We start from the raw sequence: 22723 nt of genomic DNA, 5'->3' as shown, positions 1-22723 counted from the left end.
TTTGCCGCCCTAAAACTTTTGTCGAACAAGCGCTGTGGCGCCTGTTTGGGCCGGTCGTACAAATGCCGTCTGGTAGGTGCTGGCAAAGCGCCGATAGGCCAGAATAGAGAGCCCGGCGAGCCGTCGGGATCGTGGAGAATTGAGTTATGGGGTTTGATCAAATTCGTCAGCGCCGTTTGTCTGACGATATTGTCGAGCAGCTTGAGGGGATGATCCTCGAGGGCACGCTGAAGGCAGGTGAGCGCTTGCCGGCCGAGCGCGCATTGGCCGAGCAGTTCGGCGTGTCACGCCCTTCGTTGCGCGAAGCGATTCAGAAGCTGGCGGCCAAGGGCTTGCTGGTCAGTCGCCAGGGTGGCGGCAACTATGTGGTGGAGTCGCTGGGTACGACCTTCAGTGATCCGCTGCTTCATCTGCTTGAAAGCAACCCCGAGGCCCAGCGCGATCTGCTGGAGTTTCGCCATACCCTGGAAGCGTCCTGCGCCTATTACGCAGCGATGCGGGCGACAGATGTCGATCGCGAGCGGTTGACCGCGGCCTTCAATGAATTGCAGGACTGCTACACCCGTCACGATGAAGTGAGTCGGGCGGAAGAGGGGGCGGCGGACGCGAAATTTCACCTGGCAATCGCCGAAGCCAGTCACAACGCGGTGTTGCTGCACACCATTCGCGGGCTGTTCGATCTGCTCAAACGCAACGTGGTGACCAACATTGGCGGCATGTACAAACAGCGCACGGAAACCCGCGACATGCTGATCACGCAGCATCGGGAGTTGTACATGGCGATTATTGAGGGACGGGCGGAGCAGGCGCGGGAAGTTTCCAGTCGACACATTCTGTATGTACAGGAAGTGCTGGAAGAGGTGCGTCAGGAAGTGCAGCGCATGGCCCGGGCGGAGCGGCGCAAGGGGATGTAGTCAGTTAGTTTTGTATCGTTCGTGCGATTGCATTCGCGGGCAAGCCTCGCTCCTACAGGGTGACGTGTAGGAGCGAGGCTTGCCCGCGAAGAGGGCCTCAAGGCGAAAAATTACTCTTCCTTGCCCTTGTTGCGCACCGCTCGCTGCAACTCGCGACCGGCGTCGCGTTCGCGTTCGGTATCACGCTTGTCGTATTCCTTCTTGCCCTTGCCCAGAGCGATCTCGCACTTGACCATGTGCTTGCTCCAGTACCAGGACAGGCACACGCAGGCGTAACCCTTTTGCTGCACGGCGGCGGCCAGCTTTTCCAGCTCGCGGCGGTTGAGCAGCAATTTGCGGGTGCGCGTCGGATCGGCGATGACGTGCGTGCTGGCGGTCGTCAGGGGCGTAATGTGGCTGCCGAGCAGCCAGGCTTCGCCATCCTTGAGCAGCACGTAACTGTCGACCAGTTGCAGCTTGCTTGCCCGCAGACTTTTTACTTCCCAGCCGGCCAGGACCAGACCAGCCTCGAACCGATGTTCGATGAAGTAATCGTGTCGCGCCTTTTTATTCTGCGCGATGGTCCCTGTTGGGTGTTTCTTCTGTTTAGCCATAGGGGCGGCATTATAGGGAGTTGCACGCGAGTCGGCTACGGTGATGCTGCGTGCTTGAGCAGGTTGATTGAATCCCGGACAATGCGCCCTCTTTTTTCAATGCTTGGACGTGGTAACGATGTCGACAGACAAGGTTTCTGTCCACGGCAGTTGGGCTAGCCGCTGGGTCTTCATACTCGCCGCGACCGGTTCGGCCGTGGGCCTGGGTAGCATCTGGAAGTTCCCGTACATGGTCGGGGTCTACGGCGGCGGTGCCTTTGTATTGATGTTCCTGGCCTGTATCGCACTGATCGGCGTACCGGTCATGCTGGCTGAAACCCTGATCGGTCGCCGCGCCCGGCAAAGTCCGGCCAATGCCTTGAAGGTGCTGGCGCTGGAGGCCGGGCATTCGGGCAAGTGGTCCTGGGGCGCATTCGCCGGGATGATCACGGCGTTGCTGATCCTGTCTTTCTATAGTGTCGTCGGTGGTTGGTCGCTGGATTACATCATCGACATGGGGCGCGGCGACTTTCAGGGGGTAACGCCGGATCAGGTCGGTGCGTACTTTGGCAAGGTGATCGCCGATCCATGGCGCCTGACACTTTGGCATACGATTTTTATGCTGTTGTCCGCCGTCGTCATCGCCAGGGGCGTAGTCGCCGGCCTTGAGCGCAGCCTGCGCATCATGATGCCGCTGCTCTTCGTGATGGTTCTGGTGCTGCTGGGTTACAGCATGACCACCGGCCATTTCATGGAGGGCGTGCATTTCATGTTCGACTTCCATCCGGAAAAAGTCCTCGACGGCTTGTTGCCGGCCATGGGGCACGCGTTCTTTTCCCTGAGCGTGGGCGTTGGTTCGATCATGATTTATGGCGCCTACATGCCGAAACACTCGTCGATCTCCGGCACCGTGGTCGGTGTCGCGCTGCTCGATACCTTTGTTTCGCTGGTCGCGGGTCTGGCATTGTTTCCGATTGTGTTCGCCGCCGGCCTGAACCCGAGCGAAGGCCCTGGCCTGATGTTCGTCAGCCTGCCATTTGCCTTTGGCAACGTAGCGTTTGGCCAGTTGATGGGGGTAGTGTTCTTCGTCCTGGTCGCGATTGCAGCCTGGAGTTCGGCGATTTCATTGCTCGAACCGATGGTGGCTTACCTGGTTGAACGCACTAAAGTCAGCCGCGCGTGGGTGACTTTCTGGCTGGCGTTCACCTGCTGGTTCGTCGGTCTGGGCACGGTGTTTTCCTTCAATATCTGGAAGGAAGCCAAATTTTTCGTGAACGAAGGCGGGATGTTCCATCTCTATCAATGGGGTGCGGCCGGCGGTCTGGATTTCTTTGGCGTGATCGATTTCTTTACCTCGCGGATCATGTTGCCACTCGGTGGTTTGTGTTTCGTGGTGTTTGCAGGATGGGTGATGGGGCGTGAAGCGGTGCGCGACGAGTTGTCGATCCGCAACCCCATGCTGTTCAATCTGTCCCTGTTTTTGATGCGCTATGTGGCGCCCATCGGCATTCTTGTAGTGTTTGCCGCCCAGCTGTGGAAGTGACGCTGACATGACGACACACATTCAACGTTCGGCTCTGCTGCCGTACCCGGCACAAGCGCTGTATGACCTGGTCAATGACGTGGCACGTTACCCGGAGTTTTTGCCGTGGTGCTCGTCGGCCGAAGTCCTGGAAAACTCTCCCGAGTACATGCGCGCGAGCGTTGGCGTGGCCAAGGGTGGCCTCAGTCAGCATTTCGTGACGCGTAACACTCTGGTCCCCGGGCAATCGATCGAGATGAATCTCGAGGAAGGCCCATTCACCCAGTTGCATGGCATTTGGGTGTTCAAGGCGTTGACCGACAAGGCCTGCAAGATCAGCCTGGACCTGTCGTTCGATTACGCCGGGCCGATTGTTCGCGCGACCCTGGGGCCATTGTTCAATCAGGCGGCCAATACGCTGGTCGATGCGTTCTGCCAGCGCGCCAAACAGATACATGGTTAAGCCCGTGATCGAAATCGAGGTGGTGTATGCCGCCGTTGATCGTCAGGTGCTCCGCTGTGTGACGGTGCCCGCAGGCACAACAGTGCGCGCAGCGCTGCTTGATTCGGGAATAGGCGAAGCGTTTCCAGAGCTGGATCTGGGCGAATGCCCTGTCGGGATTTTCGGCAAGGTGATCGCCGATCCGGACACACACCAGGTTCGGGCGGGGGATCGTCTCGAGATCTATCGGCCTTTGCTGGCCGATCCGAAAGAGGTTCGCCGGTTGCGCGCGGCCAAGGCCGCCGAGGCAAAAGCCCGAAATCAGTGACCTGATTAAATGCCAGACAATAAAAAACCCGGACATTCCGGGTTTTTTATTGCGTCGCAAATTATTGCGGCGAAGTTTCCAGCGGTTCTGGCGTCGGGACTGGAACGGTTTCTACGCCGTCCACGTCCTTCTGGATCTGATCCAGCAACGAACCTGGCTTGACTGGTTTTTCCGGTTTCGGCTTCTCGGCGTTTTCAACAGGCGCGGTCACATTAGTGCCACTGTCCTTGCCGAGAATGGCTTCGTCCCGGCTCACGCCTGGCATGAAATCACCAGAGAGGCTGACAAGTTGGTCATTTGGGTTGAAGATAACGCTAATGCGTTCCTGTTGGCGTTCACCGCCACCGGGTTGCAGGCTGTACAGATAATCCCAGCGATCGGCATGGAACGTGTCGGTCAACAGGGGGTTGCCCATGATAAACCGTACTTGCTTACGGGTCATTCCCGGGCGTAACTGGTTTATCATGTCCTGCGTGACGACATTGCCCTGCTGGATGTCGATTTTGTAAACCCCGGGGAATGAACAACCGGCGAGTGCGAGCAGTCCCACAAAGGTGAAACTGGTTAGCAAGAGCTTGGTGTTTTGCATCGGTGGGCGACTTCCACTATCTTGGCTGGGACAACGTAAACGCCGATCATACCCGCATTAAGAGAAGCTGCGAAGCAGCATCGCGAGAAAGCTGACCATGGTTGAAAATAGCGAACTACGCAAAGCCGGTCTCAAAGTGACCCTTCCACGGGTCAAAATTCTGCAAATGCTCGATTCCGCCGAGCAACGCCACATGAGTGCCGAGGATGTTTACAAGGCGCTGATGGAGGCTGGTGAGGACGTCGGTCTGGCCACGGTTTACCGTGTACTGACTCAGTTCGAGGCAGCTGGCCTTGTGGTGCGGCACAACTTCGACGGAGGCCATGCGGTCTTCGAGCTGGATGACGGCAAGCATCACGACCATATGGTCAACGTCGAAACCAGCGAAGTGATCGAATTCTTCGACGAAGAAATCGAGCGCCTGCAGAAAGCCATCGTCGACAAGTATGGTTTCGAGATGGTCGATCACAATCTGGTGCTGTACGTGCGCAAGAAAAAGTAAGCATGTCGCGCGAATTTCACATTCGCGAAACGAACGAAGGCGACCCCAGGGTCGCCTTCGTGCTGTCTGCCGTTCTTAAATCTTTGCGGTAACGACCATTTTTTTCGCGTGCGCCAGGGATTCCTTGGTGAGGTCGATGCCGCCCAGCATCCGCGCGACTTCTTCAACGCGATCATTCTTGCTCAGTTTGGAGACGGCCGTGTGGGTCGCCTCTTCGCCACGCACCTTGTGCACAAATAGATGCTGATGCCCTTGCGCCGCCACTTGCGGCAAGTGAGTCACTGTCAGCACCTGTCCGCGCTCACCGAGGCGACGCAGTAGCTGGCCGACAATCTCGGCCGTCGGGCCGCCGATGCCTACGTCCACTTCGTCGAATACCAGGGTGGGTACGCGTGAAGTCTGTGCGGTGATCACCTGAATCGCTAGGCTGATCCGCGACAGTTCACCGCCCGAGGCTACTTTGGCCAACGCTTTCAAGGGCTGGCCGGGGTTGGCGCTGACCAGCAGTTCTACCTGTTCGAGCCCGTTAGGCAGCAGCTCATCGCTGCTGTTGGGGCGCAACTCGATGGTGAAGCGGCCGCCGGGCATGCCCAGTCGCTGGATTTCCTGCTCTACGGCGCTGGCCAGGCTGCTGGAGGCCTGGTGGCGCAGATCGCTCAGTTCGCGAGCCTTTTCTTGATAATGGCGGGCATAAGAGGCCAGTTCATCGCTCAGGCGCTCGATGGATTCATCATTGGCATTGAGGGTTTCAATTTCATCCAGCAAGCGCTGCTGCATCTCGGCGACCTCGGTCGGCTGGATGCGGTGCTTGCGCGCCATGGTGTAGATCGCATCGAGGCGTTCTTCCAGGTACTGCAGGCGCGCCGGGTCGGCATCGAAGTTATCGAGGAAGCGATTCAGTTCGCCCACGGCCTCTTCAACCTGGATCTGCGCACTGGTCAGCAAGCTGCTGGCTTCACCCAGTGCGCCGATCGAGTTGTTCACGCTCGACAGGCGGTTGAGGCTGGCGGTCAGGGCGTTCAGGACATTGCCTGAATCACTTTCGCTGCATTGTTCGACCACTTGCCGGCAGATGCCCAGCAGGGTTTCGGCGTTGGTCAGGTTCTTGTGTTCCTGCTCCAACTGCTCCAGCTCGTTGTCACCGAGGCCGAGATTTTCCAGCTCTTCGAGTTGATAGCTGAGCAGTTGATGGCGGGCGCGTTGTTCATCGCCGGAGTTGGAGAGGCGCTCCAGTTCCTGGCGAGTCTGGCGCCAGCGTTGGGCGGCCAATTGCACCTGGCGGGCAAGGTCGGTGGCGCCGGCGTATTCGTCGAGCAGGCGGCGGTGAGTATCGGTCTTGAGCAGGGATTGGTGCTCGTGCTGGCTGTGGATATCGATCAGCAACTCACCCAGGGCCTTGAGATCACCAAGCGGGCAGGGCGTGCCATTGATATAGCCGCGGGAGCGCCCTTCGGCGGTGATCACCCGGCGCAGAATGCACGGGCCGTCGCTTTCAAGGTCGCGCTCGGCCAGCCAGGCACTGGCTTCGGGAATATCGACCAGGTCGAAGGTGGCCAGGATGTCGGCCTTGTCGGCGCCTGGGCGGACCACGCCACTGTCGGCGCGATCGCCCAGGGTCAGGCCGAGGGCGTCGAGCATGATCGACTTGCCGGCGCCGGTTTCCCCTGTGATCACACTCATCCCGCGATCGAGTTCGAGATCGAGATGTTCAACGATGGCGTAATTGTGTACGGACAGGTGCACCAGCATAAAGGCCGCTCCCAGGCTTTAGGTCTGGTTATTTATACAGTGTTTTATTTGCGGCTGACAATGCCCTCTCTTAGCTCGATTTGATTGATCCGACGAAATCGTTAGCGCATCGGGAAATGACAATGCAGCTGTTTTTTGTAGGGTTAATCACAACAAACCCCTTGAAGCTGATTTTTGCGGCCCCATATAGCTGGGCAGAAGCGCGAGTTGAGCTCGCGGACGATATTGAAAGGAGAAATCTATGGCTGACGAACAGACAGTGGATACGCAAAATCAAGAAGCCAACCAGGGCTCCGCGGCTTCGGGTGAAGACCTCGCGGCTCGTGTACAAGTGCTCGAAGAGCAACTTGCAGGCGCGCAGGATCAGGCTTTGCGTGTTGCCGCCGATCTGCAGAACGTCCGCCGTCGCGCCGAGCAGGATGTTGAAAAGGCTCACAAATTCGCTCTGGAAAAATTTGCCGGTGATCTGCTGCCGATCATCGACAGCCTTGAGCGTGGTCTGGAGTTGTCCAACCCGGACGATGAAAGCATCCGCCCAATGCGCGAAGGCATCGAGCTGACCCTGAAAATGTTCCAGGACACCCTGAAGCGTTATCAGCTGGAAGCGATTGACCCGCATGGCGAACCGTTCAACGCCGTTCTTCATCAGGCAATGGCCATGCAGGAAAGCGCTGACGTCGAGCCGAACAGCGTGCTCAAGGTGTTCCAGAAGGGCTATCAGCTCAATGGTCGTCTGCTGCGCCCGGCCATGGTCGTGGTCAGCAAGGCACCGGCACCGGTTTCGCCTTCGATTGACGAGCAGGCTTGAAATTAGCCGCAAGGCCCCCATTTAGAAGTCAAGCGTTTAAGTGCTACCGCAGTTAGCCACCACTGCTGCGGCAACCAAATCCAAAGTTTCGGGAGAGTGAACATGGGCAAAATTATCGGTATCGACCTGGGGACTACCAACTCCTGCGTCTCCGTGCTTGAAAACGGCGTAGCCAAAGTTATTGAAAACGCTGAAGGCGCGCGTACCACGCCGTCGATCATCGCTTACGCCAACGACGGCGAAATCCTCGTTGGTCAGTCGGCCAAGCGTCAGGCTGTGACCAATCCGCACAACACCCTGTATGCGGTGAAGCGTCTGATCGGTCGTAAGTTCGACGAAGAAGTCGTACAGAAAGACATCAAGATGGTCCCTTACAAAATCGCCAAGGCTGACAACGGCGACGCTTGGGTTGAAGTGAACGGCCAGAAAATGTCGCCGCCACAGATCTCGGCTGAAATTCTGAAGAAAATGAAGAAGACCGCCGAAGACTACCTCGGCGAGCCAGTGACCGAAGCGGTGATCACCGTTCCGGCCTACTTCAACGACAGCCAGCGCCAGGCGACCAAAGACGCCGGCCGCATCGCGGGTCTGGACGTTAAACGTATCATCAACGAACCAACCGCAGCCGCTCTGGCTTACGGTATGGACAAGGCGAAAGGCGATCACACCGTGATCGTTTACGACTTGGGCGGCGGTACTTTCGACGTTTCCGTGATCGAAATCGCTGAAGTCGATGGCGAGCACCAGTTCGAAGTATTGGCCACCAACGGTGACACGTTCCTGGGCGGTGAAGACTTTGACATTCGTCTGATCGACTACCTCGTCGACGAATTCAAGAAAGAAAGCGGCATGAACCTCAAAGGTGACCCGCTGGCCATGCAGCGCCTGAAAGAAGCCGCTGAGAAAGCCAAGATCGAACTGTCTTCGAGCATGTCGACCGACGTGAACCTGCCGTACATCACTGCAGACGCCACCGGTCCTAAGCACTTGAACGTGAAAATTTCCCGCGCCAAGCTGGAAGCGCTGGTTGAAGACCTGGTTCAACGCACCATCGAACCTTGCCGCATCGCTCTGAAAGACTCCGGCATCGAAGTTGGTTCGATCAACGACGTGATCCTGGTAGGCGGTCAGACCCGTATGCCACTGGTTCAGAAGCTGGTGACCGAGTTCTTCGGTAAAGAAGCACGTAAAGACGTGAACCCGGACGAAGCCGTTGCCATGGGTGCTGCTATCCAGGGTGCCGTATTGGCCGGTGACGTGAAAGACGTTCTGCTGCTGGACGTCAGCCCGCTGACCCTGGGTATCGAAACCATGGGTGGCGTGATGACCGCGCTGATCGAGAAAAACACCACGATTCCTACCAAGAAATCGCAAGTGTTCTCGACTGCCGACGACAACCAGGGCGCCGTGACCATCCACGTGCTGCAAGGCGAGCGTAAGCAAGCCGCCCAGAACAAGTCCCTGGGCAAGTTCGACCTGGCCGAGATTCCACCAGCACCACGTGGCGTGCCACAAATCGAAGTGACCTTCGACATCGACGCCAACGGCATCCTGCACGTAGGCGCCAAAGACAAGGCCACCGGCAAGGCTCAATCGATCGTGATCAAGGCAAACTCCGGTTTGTCCGATGAAGAGATCGAGAAAATGATTCGCGATGCTGAAGCGAACTCTGAGGAAGACCGCAAGTTCGAAGAGCTGGCCACTGCCCGCAACCAGGGCGATGCACTGGTTCACTCGACTCGCAAAATGGTCACTGAGGCAGGCGATAAAGTGACTGCTGAAGAGAAGACTGCAATCGAAGCTGCTGTTGTTGCTCTGGAAGCCGCTGTCAAAGGCGACGACAAAGCTGCAATCGAAGCCAAGGTTGAAGAGCTGTCGAAAGTCTCCGCTCCAGTGGCGCAGAAGATGTATGCCGAACAGGCTCAGCCTGCTGAAGGCGCAGCACCGCACGACGAAAAAGCTGAAAAAGCCGACGACGTTGTCGATGCCGAGTTTGAAGAAGTCAAAGACCACAAGTAAGTTGTTGGTCGCCCGGTTGACTGCCTTTAGGCGGTGACTGGTAGGATGTCGCCGCGCGGGAGCCTGCTCCCGCGTTGGCGTGTCTGGAGTACACGAATTTTTACAGCATGCGACAAGTTCGTGTGCTGGCGGTATGGCCGGGAATGCTCCTGCTTTTCGAGCCGAAAGTACCGCAATGAATCAAAGACCAGGATCGTTGAATTGACGTGAGTTGGGTCCGGGCCTGTATTGGGGCTCAACGAGTTCGGCAGGGCTCAGGAGAGGTTTGTCGAACATCCTTAAGAGTGCAAAGACTTATGGCAAAGCGTGACTATTACGAAGTATTGGGTGTTGAGCGTGGCACAAGCGAAGCGGACCTGAAAAAGGCCTACCGTCGCTTGGCGATGAAGCACCACCCGGACCGTAATCCCGATGACAAAGCGTCGGAAGAGATGTTCAAGGAGGCCAACGAGGCCTACGAAGTGCTGTCCGATTCCAGCAAGCGCGCGGCGTACGACCAATACGGTCATGCCGGTGTCGACCCAAGCATGGGCGGCGGCGGTGCCGGGTTTGGCGGTCAGAACTTCTCCGACATCTTTGGCGATGTCTTCAGTGACTTCTTCGGTGGCGGTCGCGGCGGTGCTCGTGGCGGCGCTCAGCGCGGCAGCGACCTGCGTTACACCCTGGAACTGAATCTGGAAGAAGCGGTACGCGGTACCACCGTGAATATCCGCGTTCCGACACTGGTCAACTGCAAGCCGTGCGATGGCTCGGGTGCCAAGAAAGGCTCTTCGCCAGTCACTTGCCCGACGTGCGGCGGTATCGGTCAGGTCCGTATGCAGCAAGGTTTCTTCTCGGTGCAGCAGACCTGCCCGCGCTGCCATGGCCAGGGCAAGATCATTTCCGACCCGTGCAACTCCTGCAACGGTGACGGTCGCGTTGAAGAGTACAAAACCCTTTCCGTGAAAGTACCGGCCGGTGTCGACACCGGTGACCGCATTCGTCTGTCCGGCGAAGGCGAGGCGGGCGCTCAGGGTGGTCCGACGGGCGATCTGTATGTGGTGATCAACGTGCGCGAGCACGCGATCTTCCAGCGTGACGGCAAGCACTTGTTCTGCGAAGTGCCGATCAGTTTCGTCGATGCAGCGTTGGGTGGCGAGCTGGAGATTCCGACCCTTGATGGTCGGGTCAAACTGAAGATCCCTGAGGGGACTCAGACCGGCAAGCAGTTCCGTGTTCGCGGCAAAGGCGTTGCGCCTGTGCGTGGCGGCGGTGCCGGTGACCTGATGTGCCGTGTTGCGGTGGAAACCCCGGTCAATCTGGGTCGTCGTCAGCGCGAATTGCTGGAAGAGTTTCGTAGCTCCCTGGCAGACGACAACAGCCATTCGCCGAAAACCACCGGTTGGTTCGAAGGCGTGAAGCGCTTCTTCGGCGATCTGTAAGGAGTGAGCATGCGACGTATAGCTGTGATGGGTGCCGCTGGCCGCATGGGCAAGATCCTGGTCGAAGCGGTGCAGCAACGCGCACCGCTGACCGGTCTGACAGCCGCCATCGTGCGTCCTGGCAGCACGCTGATTGGCGTGGATGCTGGCGAGCTGGCTTCGCTGGGGCGTATCGGTGTGCCGTTGTCCGGTAACCTGGATGCGGTCGCGGATGAGTTCGATGTGTTGATCGATTTCACGCTGCCGGAAGTCATGCTGAAAAACCTGGCGTTCTGCCGCAAGGCGGGCAAAGCCATGGTCATCGGCACGACGGGGCTCGATGCTGCGCAGAAGCAGTTGCTGGCCGAGGCGGGCAAGGACATTCCTATCGTGTTCGCGGCCAACTTCAGTGTTGGCGTGAACCTGTCGCTGAAGCTGCTCGACATGGCTGCGCGCGTGCTGGGTGATGATGCGGACATCGAAATCATCGAAGCTCATCATCGGCACAAGATCGATGCGCCTTCCGGCACCGCCCTGCGTATGGGTGAGGTAATTGCCAGTGCGCTGGATCGTGACCTGCAGAAGGTCGCGGTCTACGGGCGTGAAGGTCACACCGGTGTGCGCGAGCGTGAAACGATCGGTTTTGCCACTGTGCGCGGCGGTGATGTGGTCGGTGATCACACCGTGCTGTTCGCCTGTGAGGGCGAGCGCCTGGAAATCACGCATAAGGCGTCCAGTCGCATGACCTTCGCCAAAGGCGCTGTGCGTGCGGCGTTGTGGCTGGACAGTCGTGAGCCTGGCCTCTACGACATGCAAGACGTGCTCGACCTGCGTTAAGATGCAGCCGAAACCGGGTTCCAACATTGCGTTTGGGCCCGGTTTTATTACGCCAAGCGACGTCCTGTCGCATTCTCCGGCCTTTAGGGCTCATTGGCGGTAGACCAAAAAAGCCTTTTTCTGTAAGCTACAGCTTTAGTGTGTCCACTAAAAGCGCGCAGAATAATTCAGTGAAAAAGCGGGGTGACGTGTCCATACGTCACTCCGCTTTTTTACAACCTGCGATCGCCCTTTCAGGCTTTATTTACGGGAGGTCTTCTTGACTAAGCCAGCCATACTCGCCCTTGCTGATGGCAGCATTTTTCGCGGCGAAGCCATTGGAGCCGACGGTCAAACCGTTGGTGAGGTGGTGTTTAACACCGCAATGACCGGCTATCAGGAAATCCTTACCGATCCTTCCTACGCCCAACAGATCGTTACCCTGACTTACCCGCACATCGGCAACACCGGCACCACGCCGGAAGACGCCGAGTCCGATCGCGTCTGGTCCGCTGGCCTGGTCATCCGTGACCTGCCGCTGGTTGCGAGCAACTGGCGTAACACGATGTCCCTGTCCGACTACCTGAAAGCCAACAACGTTGTGGCAATCGCCGGTATCGACACCCGCCGCCTGACGCGCATCCTGCGTGAGAAAGGCGCGCAGAACGGCTGCATCATGGCCGGTGACAACATTTCCGAAGAAGCGGCCATCGCCGCGGCTCAAGGCTTCCCGGGCCTCAAAGGCATGGACCTGGCGAAAGTCGTCAGCACCAAGGAAACCTACGAGTGGCGCTCGACTGTCTGGGAGTTGAAAACCGACAGCCACGCGACCATCGACGCTTCCGAGCTGCCGTACCACGTGGTTGCCTACGACTACGGCGTCAAGCTCAACATCCTGCGCATGCTGGTCGAGCGCGGTTGCCGTGTGACCGTGGTGCCGGCGCAAACGCCTGCCGCTGACGTGCTGGCGATGAAGCCGGACGGCGTGTTCCTGTCCAACGGCCCTGGCGACCCGGAGCCTTGCGACTACGCGATCCAGGCGATCAAGGACGTGCTGGAAACCGAGATTCCGGTATTCGGCATCTGCCTCGGTCACCAACTGCTGGCCCTGGCCTCCGGCGCCAAGACCCTGAAAATGGGCCACGGCCACCACGGTGCCAACCACCCGGTCCAGGATCTGGACAGCGGCGTGGTGATGATCACCAGCCAGAACCACGGTTTTGCCGTAGACGAAGCGACCCTGCCAGCCAACGTTCGTGCGATTCACAAATCGCTGTTCGACGGCACCCTGCAAGGCATCGAGCGTACCGACAAGAGCGCCTTCAGCTTCCAGGGTCACCCGGAAGCCAGCCCTGGCCCGAACGACGTAGCGCCATTGTTCGATCGCTTCATCAACGAAATGGCCAAGCGACGCTGATCGCTCGCCTTGATGCAGCAAAGCTTGAGGGCGGTCCCGACATCGGCGGCCCCCTCAAGGCTTCAAAGATTGAACAAGACGGCTTGCCGACTGACCTGCGGATTTGAGTGACAAACCCATGCCAAAACGTACAGACATTAAAAGCATCCTGATTCTCGGCGCTGGCCCGATCGTTATCGGCCAGGCCTGCGAATTCGACTACTCCGGCGCCCAGGCCTGCAAAGCCCTGCGCGAAGAGGGTTACCGCGTCATCCTGGTGAACTCCAACCCAGCGACCATCATGACCGACCCGGACATGGCCGACGCCACCTACATCGAACCGATCAAATGGCAGACCGTTGCCAAGATCATCGAGAAAGAGCGTCCGGACGCGCTGCTGCCAACCATGGGCGGCCAGACCGCTCTGAACTGCGCACTGGACCTGGAGCGCGAAGGCGTTCTGGAGAAGTTCGGCGTAGAGATGATCGGCGCCAACGCTGACACCATCGACAAGGCTGAAGATCGTTCGCGTTTCGACAAGGCAATGAAGTCCATCGGTCTGGACTGCCCGCGCTCGGGTATCGCCCACAGCATGGAAGAGGCCAACGCCGTTCTTGAGCGCCTGGGCTTCCCGTGCATCATCCGTCCGTCCTTCACCATGGGCGGCACCGGCGGCGGTATCGCTTACAACCGTGAAGAGTTCGAAGAAATCTGCGCCCGTGGTCTGGACCTGTCTCCGACCAAAGAGCTGCTGATCGACGAATCCCTGATCGGCTGGAAAGAATACGAGATGGAGGTTGTCCGCGATAAGAAGGACAACTGCATCATCGTCTGCTCCATTGAAAACTTTGACCCGATGGGCGTGCACACCGGTGACTCGATCACTGTTGCGCCGGCACAGACCCTGACGGACAAGGAATACCAGATCATGCGTAACGCCTCCCTGGCGGTACTGCGCGAGATCGGCGTGGAAACCGGCGGCTCCAACGTTCAGTTCGGCATCTGCCCGGACACTGGCCGCATGGTCGTCATCGAGATGAACCCGCGGGTATCCCGTTCCTCGGCCCTGGCCTCGAAAGCCACCGGTTTCCCGATTGCGCGTATCGCTGCCAAGTTGGCGATCGGCTATACCCTGGACGAGCTGCAGAACGAAATCACCGGTGGCGCTACTCCGGCGTCGTTCGAGCCGTCGATCGACTACGTCGTCACCAAGCTGCCACGTTTCGCCTTCGAGAAATTCCCGAAAGCCGACGCACGCCTGACCACTCAAATGAAGTCGGTCGGTGAAGTCATGGCCATCGGCCGGACCTTCCAGGAATCCCTGCAGAAAGCCCTGCGCGGCCTGGAAGTGGGCGTTTGCGGCCTGGACGAGAAGCTCGACCTGGGCAACCCGGAAAGCATGAGCATCCTCAAGCGCGAACTGACCGTGCCGGGCGCCGAGCGCATCTGGTACGTGGCTGACGCCTTCCGCGCCGGCCTGTCAGTCGAAGACATCTTCGGCATGAACATGATCGACCCGTGGTTCCTGGTACAGATCGAAGATCTGATCAAGGAAGAAGAGAAGGTCAAGACCCTGGGTCTGGCCAGCATCGACCGCGACTTGATGTTCAAGCTCAAGCGCAAAGGCTTCTCGGACATGCGTCTGGCCAAGCTGCTGGGCGTGACCGAAAAAGCTTTGCGTCGCCACCGTCACAAGCTGGAGATCTTCCCGGTCTACAAGCGCGTTGACACCTGCGCTGCCGAGTTCGCCACCGACACCGCCTACATGTACTCGACTTACGAGGAAGAGTGCGAAGCCGCGCCGTCGGGCCGCGACAAGATCATGATCCTCGGCGGCGGTCCAAACCGTATCGGCCAGGGCATCGAGTTCGACTACTGCTGCGTACACGCGGCACTGGCCCTGCGCGAAGACGGTTACGAGACCATCATGGTCAACTGCAACCCGGAAACCGTTTCCACCGACTACGACACCTCCGATCGCCTGTACTTCGAACCAGTAACCCTGGAAGACGTGCTGGAAATCTGCCGGGTCGAGAAGCCGAAAGGCGTAATCGTCCAGTACGGCGGCCAGACTCCACTGAAACTGGCTCGCGCCCTGGAAGAAGCCGGCGTGCCGATCATCGGCACCAGCCCTGACGCCATCGACCGTGCCGAAGACCGAGAGCGCTTCCAGCAAATGGTTGAGCGTCTGAACCTGCGTCAGCCGCCAAACGCCACCGTGCGCAGCGAAGACGAAGCGATTCGTGCCGCGGCCAAGATCGGTTACCCGCTGGTGGTTCGTCCGTCCTACGTACTGGGCGGCCGTGCGATGGAAATCGTCTACGAAGAAGAAGAACTCAAGCGCTACCTGCGTGACGCAGTGAAAGTGTCCAACGACAGCCCGGTGCTGCTTGACCACTTCCTGAACTGCGCCATCGAGATGGACGTTGATGCAGTTTGCGACGGCACCGACGTGGTGATCGGCGCGATCATGCAGCACATCGAGCAGGCCGGTGTTCACTCCGGTGACTCCGCGTGTTCCCTGCCGCCGTACTCGCTGCCTGCGCACATCCAGGACGAGATGCGCGAACAGGTCAAGAAAATGGCCCTGGAACTGGGCGTTGTCGGCCTGATGAACGTGCAGTTGGCGCTGCAAGGCGAAGACATCTACGTCATCGAGGTCAACCCGCGCGCTTCCCGTACCGTACCGTTCGTGTCCAAGTGCATCGGTGTTTCCCTGGCGATGATCGCGGCACGCGTCATGGCCGGTAAAACCCTGAAAGAAATCGGCTTCACCAAAGAAATCATCCCGAACTTCTACAGTGTGAAAGAGGCGGTCTTCCCGTTCGCCAAATTCCCTGGCGTGGACCCGATCCTGGGCCCAGAGATGAAGTCCACCGGTGAAGTGATGGGCGTGGGCGACACCTTCGGCGAAGCGTTCGCCAAGGCTCAGATGGGCGCCAGCGAAGTGCTGCCGACCGGCGGTACCGCGTTCATCAGCGTGCGTGACGACGACAAGCCACTGGTTGCAGGCGTGGCCCGTGATCTGATCAACTTGGGCTTCGAAGTGGTTGCCACTGCCGGTACTGCCAAGCTGATCGAAGCCGCAGGCCTGAAAGTGCGCCGTGTGAACAAGGTGACTGAAGGTCGTCCGCACGTGGTTGACATGATCAAGAATGACGAAGTCACCCTGATCATCAACACCACCGAAGGTCGCCAGTCGATTGCTGACTCGTACTCCATTCGTCGTAATGCCTTGCAGCACAAAATCTACTGCACCACCACCATTGCTGCTGGCGAAGCCATCTGCGAAGCGCTGAAGTTCGGTCCCGAGAAGACCGTACGCCGCTTGCAGGATCTACACGCAGGATTGAAGGCATGATCAAGTACCCAATGACCGTCCAGGGCGCGAAAGCCCTGGAAGAAGAACACGCTCACCTGACCAAGGTCGTCCGTCCGAAGCTCAGCCAGGACATCGGTACGGCCCGGGAATTGGGTGACTTGAAGGAAAACGCCGAATACCACGCAGCTCGCGAGCAGCAAGGTATGGTCGAGGCGCGGATTCGTGACATCGAAGGCCGGATTCAGAATCAGGTCATCATCGACGTCACGAGCATTCCTCATACCGGTAAAGTGATTTTCGGCACCACCGTTGAAATCGCCAACGTCGAGACTGATGAGCGCGTCACTTACCACATCGTGGGTGAGGACGAGGCTGACTTCAAACTCGGCAAGATTTCGGTAGGTTCGCCATTGGCCCGTGCCTTGATTGCCAAGGAAGAGGGTGATGTGGTTGCTGTGAAAACGCCGGGTGGCGTTATCGAGTACGAGATTGTCGAAGTCCGCCACATCTGAAAGAAGGCGCCCGCTGCGTGCGGGCGCCATGCTTTGGCAGCTGACTCAGATGTTGTGGGTCGGCGGCTTGTGGCTGTTACACGTCGGTCTGCTGCCGGTGCTGGGCCAAATTGGCCTGGCACCGCTGCTGATCGAAGAAATTGCAGGCATGCTGAATGCGCTGATGGTGGGTTTCGCCTCGGCGTGTGTAGTTTTTCAGGCTTTGGTGCTGGTTCAGGCCGAGGGCCTTGCCAGTCTATGGCGCGATATTCGCGGGCAACTGCTGATGATGGCGCTGTATGCGTGCGCGATGTTTTTCGCGGTGCGTGTTGGCTGGCCGGATGCAGTGCGTTGGCAGGTGTTCAGCTATCTTGTTCTGGGCTTTTCCGGGCTGGTGCTGGTCTTGCAGCCGGTACCGGGATGGAGCGGCAGGGTGCGCGAAGCACACCCTTGACCCTTGCCATCACTTGAAGCGATGGACGTTCGACAGCTGCTTGTTGACGCTGAAGTTCTTGCGGTAAATCAGTGCCATCTTGCCGATGACTTGAACCAGATCCGCTTTGCCGACCTTGCAGAGTTCTGCAATGGACGCCAGGCGCGATTCGCGATCGAGGATGTTGAGCTTGATCTTGATCAGCTCGTGATCCGCCAAAGCGCGTTCAAGTTCGGCTAACACACCTTCAGTCAAACCGTTGTCAGCCACAATCAAAACTGGTTTCAGATGGTGGCCAATGGATTTGTACTGTTTCTTCTGCTCTTGAGTGAGCGGCATAATCTGACCCTTTCGTCTGGATTCTGTAAAATGGCGGCCATTTTACCCGAGGGTTCGTGGATCCGCCCAACTAATCACGACCCTTATCATCGAGGTGCCCAATGGCGCGTTCCAAGACAAGCCTTGGTTGGCTGAAAAGACATGTCAACGATCCCTATGTGAAGCAGGCGCAGAAGGATGGTTACCGCTCGCGTGCGAGTTACAAGCTTCTGGAGGTCCAGGAGAAATACAAGCTGATCCGTCCGGGTATGAGCGTTGTCGACCTGGGGGCGGCGCCCGGCGGCTGGTCGCAGGTCACCAGTCGGCTGATCGGTGGTCAGGGGCGCCTGATCGCCTCGGACATCCTGGAAATGGACAGTATTCCGGACGTGACTTTCATCCAGGGTGACTTCACCGAGGACAAAGTGCTCGCTCAGATCCTTGAAGCCGTCGGTAATTCGCAGGTGGACCTTGTGATTTCCGATATGGCCCCCAATATGAGTGGTACGCCTGAAGTGGACATGCCAAAAGCCATGTTTCTATGTGAGCTGGCTCTTGATCTGGCTGCCCGGATACTCAAGCCGGGTGGTAATTTCGTGATCAAGGTGTTTCAGGGCGAAGGGTTTGATGCTTACGTGAAGGACGCTCGTCAGAAATTCGACAAGGTCCAGATGATCAAGCCGGACTCTTCCCGTGGCAGTTCCCGCGAGCAATACATGCTGGCTTGGGGCTACCGCGGTCGTAGTGAGTAAATCGAGGTTTTTTTGCGGGGCGATAGGTTTTTCGTATTTCGCCTTGTGGGAATTAGCGAATATTGTGTAGGAAGTGTTTCACAAAGGGTTACAGACGGCGCCTGCCAGTGTTGTAGGTAATGTAGTAAGTTAGGCCGGTGAATATCATGCGAAGCGCGCGCCATTAGCGGCGCTTGCTTCAGAGGGTAGTTAATTGAACGATATGGCAAAGAATCTGATCCTGTGGTTGATCATCGCGGCTGTCCTGGTGACAGTGATGAACAACTTCTCCAGCCCTAACGAGCCGCAGACCCTCAACTATTCCGACTTCATCCAGCAGGTCAAGGATGGCAAGGTCGAGCGCGTAGCCGTTGATGGCTATGTGATTACCGGTAAGCGCAACGATGGCGACAGCTTCAAGACCATTCGTCCTGCGATCCAGGACAACGGTCTGATCGGCGATCTCGTGGACAACCATGTGGTAGTCGAAGGCAAGCAGCCTGAACAGCAAAGCATCTGGACTCAACTGCTGGTCGCGAGCTTCCCGATCCTGGTGATCATCGCCGTGTTCATGTTCTTCATGCGGCAGATGCAGGGCGGTGCCGGAGGCAAGGGCGGGCCGATGAGCTTCGGCAAGAGCAAGGCGCGCCTGCTCTCCGAAGACCAGGTGAAAACTACCCTGGCTGACGTTGCCGGTTGCGACGAAGCCAAGGAAGAAGTCGGCGAGCTGGTCGAGTTCCTCCGCGATCCGGGCAAGTTCCAGCGCCTGGGCGGTCGCATTCCTCGCGGCGTGCTGATGGTCGGTCCTCCAGGTACCGGTAAAACCTTGCTGGCCAAGGCAATTGCCGGTGAAGCCAAGGTGCCGTTCTTCACCATTTCCGGTTCCGACTTTGTCGAAATGTTCGTCGGTGTCGGTGCGAGCCGTGTTCGCGACATGTTCGAGCAAGCCAAAAAACACGCGCCATGCATCATCTTCATCGATGAAATCGACGCCGTCGGTCGCCATCGTGGCGCCGGCATGGGCGGTGGTCACGATGAACGTGAGCAGACTCTCAACCAGTTGCTGGTAGAGATGGACGGCTTCGAAATGAATGACGGCATCATCGTCATTGCTGCAACCAACCGTCCGGACGTACTGGACCCGGCGTTGCTGCGTCCGGGCCGTTTCGACCGTCAGGTTGTGGTCGGGCTGCCGGATATCCGCGGTCGCGAGCAAATTCTCAAGGTCCACATGCGCAAAGTGCCAATGGGTGACGACGTCGCTCCGGCCGTGATCGCTCGTGGTACGCCTGGTTTCTCCGGTGCCGACCTTGCCAACCTGGTGAACGAGGCGTCGCTGTTCGCTGCCCGTACCGGCAAGCGCATTGTCGAGATGAAAGAATTCGAACTGGCGAAAGACAAGATCATGATGGGCGCCGAGCGCAAATCCATGGTCATGTCCGAGAAAGAGAAGCAGAACACCGCTTATCACGAAGCAGGCCATGCCATTGTTGGTCGCGTCGTGCCTGAGCATGACCCGGTCTACAAAGTGTCGATCATCCCGCGCGGTCGTGCGCTGGGTGTGACCATGTTCCTGCCTGAAGAAGATCGCTACAGCCTGTCCAAGCGTGCGTTGATCAGCCAGATCTGCTCGCTGTACGGCGGCCGTATCGCTGAAGAGATGACTTTGGGCTTTGATGGTGTCACCACCGGTGCATCCAACGACATCATGCGTGCCAGTCAGATTGCACGGAACATGGTGACCAAGTGGGGTCTGTCGGAGAAACTCGGTCCGTTGATGTACGCCGAAGAAGAGGGCGAAGTGTTCCTCGGTCGCGGCGGCGGTGGTCAGAGTGCAAGCTTCTCCGGTGAGACAGCCAAACTGATCGACTCCGAAGTGCGCAGCATCATTGACCAGTGCTATGGCACGGCCAAACAGATCCTCACGGATAACCGTGACAAGCTCGACGCCATGGCTGATGCCCTGATGAAGTACGAAACGATCGACGCCGATCAGATCGACGACATCATGGCGGGTCGTACGCCTCGCGAACCTCGCGACTGGTCGGGCGGCACCGGTACCTCCGGAACGCCTCCGGTGGTACAGGATGAGCGCCCGGAAACACCGATCGGCGGTCCGGCTGCTGACGTTTAAGGTTTGAAATGACTTCTGTTCAGTCCTCGACCCGGTTGCCTTGCGGCAACCGGGTTCTTGATTTGGCCCAGACGCATGTCATGGGCATTCTCAATGTCACCCCTGATTCCTTTTCCGATGGCGGCCAATACAGCCAGCTCGATGCGGCCTTGCGCCACGCTGAAGCCATGGTGCTGGCCGGCGCGACGCTGATTGATGTCGGTGGCGAATCGACCCGGCCAGGTGCCAGGGCGGTTTCGCCGCTCGAAGAGCTGGAGCGCGTAGCGCCAATTGTCGAGCGCATCAACCGCGAGCTGGATGTGATTATCTCGGTCGATACCTCCACGCCAGCGGTCATGCGTGAAGCGGCTCGGCTGGGTGCGGGTTTGATCAATGACGTTCGTTCGTTGCGTCGAGAGGGTGCTCTGGATGCGGCGGCCGCCACTGGCCTGCCGGTCTGTCTGATGCATATGCTCGGTGAGCCGGGCGACATGCAGGACAATCCGCATTATCAGGATGTCACCCGAGAGGTCGGCGAGTTTCTTGTCGAGCGCATGGCGCAGTGTGCGTCAGTCGGAATTCCGGCTGAGCGGATCATCCTGGATCCGGGTTTCGGCTTCGCCAAAACCTTGCAGCACAACCTGAGCTTGTTCAAACATATGGAAGTCCTGCATGCCTTGGGGCGGCCCCTGTTGGTCGGGGTTTCGCGAAAGAGCATGATAGGTCAGGCCTTGAATCGCACGGTCGGTGAGCGACTGCATGGCGGTTTGGCACTCGCGGCGCTGGCTTCATTCAAGGGGGCGCGTATATTGCGCGTCCATGATGTGGCCGAAACCGTCGATGTGGTGCGGATGATCGCCGCAGTGGAATCAGCCGAATAAGAATGATGGAGCACTTATGACTAAGAAATATTTTGGCACCGACGGTATTCGTGGTCGGGTCGGCGTGTACCCGATTACCCCTGAATTCATGCTGAAGCTCGGCTGGGCTGCGGGCATGGCGTTCCGCAAAATGGGCGCCTGCAAAGTGTTGGTAGGCAAGGACACCCGGATCTCGGGATACATGTTCGAATCGGCGCTCGAGGCCGGGCTGACTTCGGCGGGTGCCGACGTGATGCTCCTGGGCCCGATGCCGACGCCGGCCATCGCCTACCTGACGCGTACGTTCCATGCCGAAGCAGGCATCGTGATCAGTGCCTCGCACAATCCTCACGATGACAACGGCATCAAGTTTTTCTCCGGCAAGGGCACCAAGCTGCCGGATGAAGTCGAGCATATGATCGAAGAGTTGCTCGACACCCCGATGACCGTGGTTGAGTCGAGCAAGATCGGCAAAGTGTCGCGAATCAACGATGCTTCGGGCCGTTATATTGAATTCTGCAAGAGCAGCGTGCCGACCGGCACCAGCTTTACGGGCCTGAAGATCGTGATCGATTGCGCTCACGGTGCGACCTACAAAGTGGCACCGAGTGTGTTCCGCGAGTTGGGCGCCGAGGTTGTTGTGCTTTCAGCGCAGCCAAACGGCCTGAACATCAATGACAACTGCGGTTCGACCCATATGGGGCAGTTGCAGGCTGCCGTTCTTGCCGAACATGCTGATCTCGGTATTGCGTTCGATGGTGATGGCGACCGGGTCCTGATGGTCGATCACACGGGTGCTGTTGTCGATGGTGACGAGCTGCTGTTCATCATCGCCCGCGACTTGCATGAGCGTGATCTGCTGAAAGGCGGTGTGGTCGGAACATTGATGAGTAACCTGGGGCTGGAGCTGGCCCTGGCAGATCTGTCGATTCCGTTTGTGCGTGCCAACGTCGGCGACCGTTATGTGATCGCGGATCTGCTGGAGCGCAACTGGCTGGTCGGTGGTGAGAACTCGGGTCATATCGTCTGCTTCAATCACACCACCACCGGTGATGCGATCATTGCAGCGTTGCAGGTGTTGATGGCATTGCAGACTCGCTCCGAAGGGCTGGCTCAAGCCCGTCAGTCGCTGCGCAAGTGTCCTCAGGTGCTGATCAACGTGCGTTTCGGTGGTGGTGTGAGCCCGCTGGATCATCCGTCGGTCAAAGAGGCCAGCGAGCGCGTTACCAAGGCCATGGCCGGGCGTGGGCGCGTGCTGTTGCGCAAGTCCGGCACCGAGCCGTTGGTGCGTGTCATGGTCGAAGGCGAGGACGAAACACAGGTTCGCGGCTACGCCGAAGAGCTGGCAAAACTGGTTACTGAAGTTTCTGCCTGAATTCGGCTTGCCAGCCATGATTG

Annotated in this window: 21 protein-coding genes; 17 read left to right on the top strand and 4 right to left on the bottom strand. The window is 58.3% G+C overall.

Annotated elements, in window-relative coordinates:
* The first annotated feature begins 146 nt into the window (after positions 1 to 146).
* Positions 147 to 914 (top strand): GntR family transcriptional regulator, encoded by a 768-nt coding sequence (locus KGB25_RS14990; RefSeq protein ID WP_008029801.1) that lies wholly within the window; start codon positions 147 to 149, stop codon positions 912 to 914.
* A gap of 110 nt (positions 915 to 1024) precedes the next feature.
* Here the strand turns inward: KGB25_RS14990 and smpB are convergent, their stop codons facing one another.
* The gene (gene smpB / locus KGB25_RS14985; RefSeq protein WP_008029800.1) at positions 1025 to 1507 is read right to left on the bottom strand and encodes an SsrA-binding protein SmpB; all 483 of its coding nucleotides are present in this window, start codon (positions 1505 to 1507) and stop codon (positions 1025 to 1027) included.
* A gap of 118 nt (positions 1508 to 1625) precedes the next feature.
* On the opposite strand from smpB, the gene KGB25_RS14980 reads away from it, so the two are divergent.
* From KGB25_RS14980 to KGB25_RS14970, 3 genes are read left to right on the top strand one after another with little or no spacing between them, the layout of a single operon-like run.
* Positions 1626 to 3029: a sodium-dependent transporter gene (locus tag KGB25_RS14980; protein ID WP_008029797.1), complete on the top strand. Its 1404-nt coding sequence runs from the start codon at positions 1626 to 1628 to the stop codon at positions 3027 to 3029.
* 7 nt (positions 3030 to 3036) lie between these two features.
* Positions 3037 to 3471: a type II toxin-antitoxin system RatA family toxin gene (locus KGB25_RS14975; protein WP_008029796.1), complete on the top strand. Its 435-nt coding sequence runs from the start codon at positions 3037 to 3039 to the stop codon at positions 3469 to 3471.
* Positions 3464 to 3778 carry an RnfH family protein gene (locus KGB25_RS14970; RefSeq protein ID WP_008036537.1) on the top strand — a complete coding sequence of 105 codons (315 nt, stop codon included), beginning with the start codon at positions 3464 to 3466 and terminating at the stop codon, positions 3776 to 3778. The genes KGB25_RS14975 and KGB25_RS14970 overlap by 8 nt, the downstream gene beginning before the upstream one ends.
* A 61-nt stretch (positions 3779 to 3839) precedes the next feature.
* Here KGB25_RS14970 and KGB25_RS14965 read toward each other — a convergent pair whose 3' ends face one another.
* A complete protein-coding gene (locus tag KGB25_RS14965) occupies positions 3840 to 4367 on the bottom strand; it encodes an outer membrane protein assembly factor BamE (protein ID WP_008029791.1) in 528 nt (175 codons plus the stop codon).
* 97 nt (positions 4368 to 4464) lie between these two features.
* On the opposite strand from KGB25_RS14965, the gene fur reads away from it, so the two are divergent.
* Positions 4465 to 4869, top strand: coding sequence for a ferric iron uptake transcriptional regulator (gene fur / locus KGB25_RS14960; RefSeq protein WP_003197684.1), 405 nt, complete (start codon positions 4465 to 4467; stop codon positions 4867 to 4869).
* 75 nt (positions 4870 to 4944) lie between these two features.
* Here the strand turns inward: fur and recN are convergent, their stop codons facing one another.
* Entirely contained in the window at positions 4945 to 6618 is a 1674-nt protein-coding gene (gene recN, locus KGB25_RS14955; protein WP_007942901.1) for a DNA repair protein RecN, read from the bottom strand.
* Positions 6619 to 6859: 241 nt separating this feature from the next.
* Here recN and grpE point away from each other — a divergent pair, with 241 nt between their 5' ends.
* The 8 genes from grpE (at position 6860) to KGB25_RS14915 (ending at position 17324) form a co-directional block, all read left to right on the top strand.
* Positions 6860 to 7426 carry a nucleotide exchange factor GrpE gene (grpE, locus tag KGB25_RS14950; RefSeq protein WP_008029789.1) on the top strand — a complete coding sequence of 189 codons (567 nt, stop codon included), beginning with the start codon at positions 6860 to 6862 and terminating at the stop codon, positions 7424 to 7426.
* 102 nt (positions 7427 to 7528) lie between these two features.
* Positions 7529 to 9445: a molecular chaperone DnaK gene (gene dnaK / locus KGB25_RS14945; protein ID WP_008029786.1), complete on the top strand. Its 1917-nt coding sequence runs from the start codon at positions 7529 to 7531 to the stop codon at positions 9443 to 9445.
* 296 nt (positions 9446 to 9741) lie between these two features.
* The gene (gene dnaJ / locus KGB25_RS14940) at positions 9742 to 10866 is read left to right on the top strand and encodes a molecular chaperone DnaJ (RefSeq protein WP_008029785.1); all 1125 of its coding nucleotides are present in this window, start codon (positions 9742 to 9744) and stop codon (positions 10864 to 10866) included.
* Positions 10867 to 10875: 9 nt separating this feature from the next.
* Entirely contained in the window at positions 10876 to 11682 is an 807-nt protein-coding gene (gene dapB / locus KGB25_RS14935; RefSeq protein WP_008036522.1) for a 4-hydroxy-tetrahydrodipicolinate reductase, read from the top strand.
* A 259-nt stretch (positions 11683 to 11941) separates the two neighbouring features.
* The gene (gene carA / locus KGB25_RS14930; protein ID WP_008029779.1) at positions 11942 to 13078 is read left to right on the top strand and encodes a glutamine-hydrolyzing carbamoyl-phosphate synthase small subunit; all 1137 of its coding nucleotides are present in this window, start codon (positions 11942 to 11944) and stop codon (positions 13076 to 13078) included.
* Positions 13079 to 13196: 118 nt separating this feature from the next.
* A complete protein-coding gene (gene carB, locus KGB25_RS14925) occupies positions 13197 to 16418 on the top strand; it encodes a carbamoyl-phosphate synthase large subunit (RefSeq protein ID WP_008029777.1) in 3222 nt (1073 codons plus the stop codon).
* On the top strand, positions 16415 to 16891 hold the full coding sequence (greA, locus tag KGB25_RS14920; protein WP_008029775.1) for a transcription elongation factor GreA: 477 nt from the start codon (positions 16415 to 16417) through the stop codon (positions 16889 to 16891). Before carB ends, greA begins: the two co-directional genes overlap by 4 nt.
* A gap of 28 nt (positions 16892 to 16919) precedes the next feature.
* Positions 16920 to 17324 carry an MFS transporter gene (locus KGB25_RS14915; RefSeq protein WP_223435479.1) on the top strand — a complete coding sequence of 135 codons (405 nt, stop codon included), beginning with the start codon at positions 16920 to 16922 and terminating at the stop codon, positions 17322 to 17324.
* Positions 17325 to 17333: 9 nt separating this feature from the next.
* Here the strand turns inward: KGB25_RS14915 and KGB25_RS14910 are convergent, their stop codons facing one another.
* Positions 17334 to 17642 (bottom strand): YhbY family RNA-binding protein, encoded by a 309-nt coding sequence (locus KGB25_RS14910; RefSeq protein ID WP_007942889.1) that lies wholly within the window; start codon positions 17640 to 17642, stop codon positions 17334 to 17336.
* Between the two features lie 101 nt (positions 17643 to 17743).
* On the opposite strand from KGB25_RS14910, the gene rlmE reads away from it, so the two are divergent.
* The 4 genes from rlmE to glmM all read left to right on the top strand — a co-directional run bounded on the left by rlmE (position 17744) and on the right by glmM (position 22700).
* Positions 17744 to 18373, top strand: coding sequence for a 23S rRNA (uridine(2552)-2'-O)-methyltransferase RlmE (rlmE, locus tag KGB25_RS14905; RefSeq protein WP_192227691.1), 630 nt, complete (start codon positions 17744 to 17746; stop codon positions 18371 to 18373).
* Between the two features lie 202 nt (positions 18374 to 18575).
* A complete protein-coding gene (gene ftsH / locus KGB25_RS14900) occupies positions 18576 to 20486 on the top strand; it encodes an ATP-dependent zinc metalloprotease FtsH (protein ID WP_032828773.1) in 1911 nt (636 codons plus the stop codon).
* Positions 20487 to 20494: 8 nt separating this feature from the next.
* Positions 20495 to 21346: a dihydropteroate synthase gene (gene folP / locus KGB25_RS14895; RefSeq protein ID WP_223435478.1), complete on the top strand. Its 852-nt coding sequence runs from the start codon at positions 20495 to 20497 to the stop codon at positions 21344 to 21346.
* A 16-nt stretch (positions 21347 to 21362) separates the two neighbouring features.
* Positions 21363 to 22700: a phosphoglucosamine mutase gene (gene glmM, locus KGB25_RS14890; RefSeq protein WP_223435477.1), complete on the top strand. Its 1338-nt coding sequence runs from the start codon at positions 21363 to 21365 to the stop codon at positions 22698 to 22700.
* Positions 22701 to 22723 lie beyond the last annotated feature (23 nt).

The organism is Pseudomonas sp. BF-RE-21, from assembly GCF_019947305.1.
Lineage (GTDB): Bacteria > Pseudomonadota > Gammaproteobacteria > Pseudomonadales > Pseudomonadaceae > Aquipseudomonas > Aquipseudomonas migulae.
Note: the sequence above shows the minus strand (reverse complement) of the source record. Positions and strands in the feature narration are given on the sequence as shown.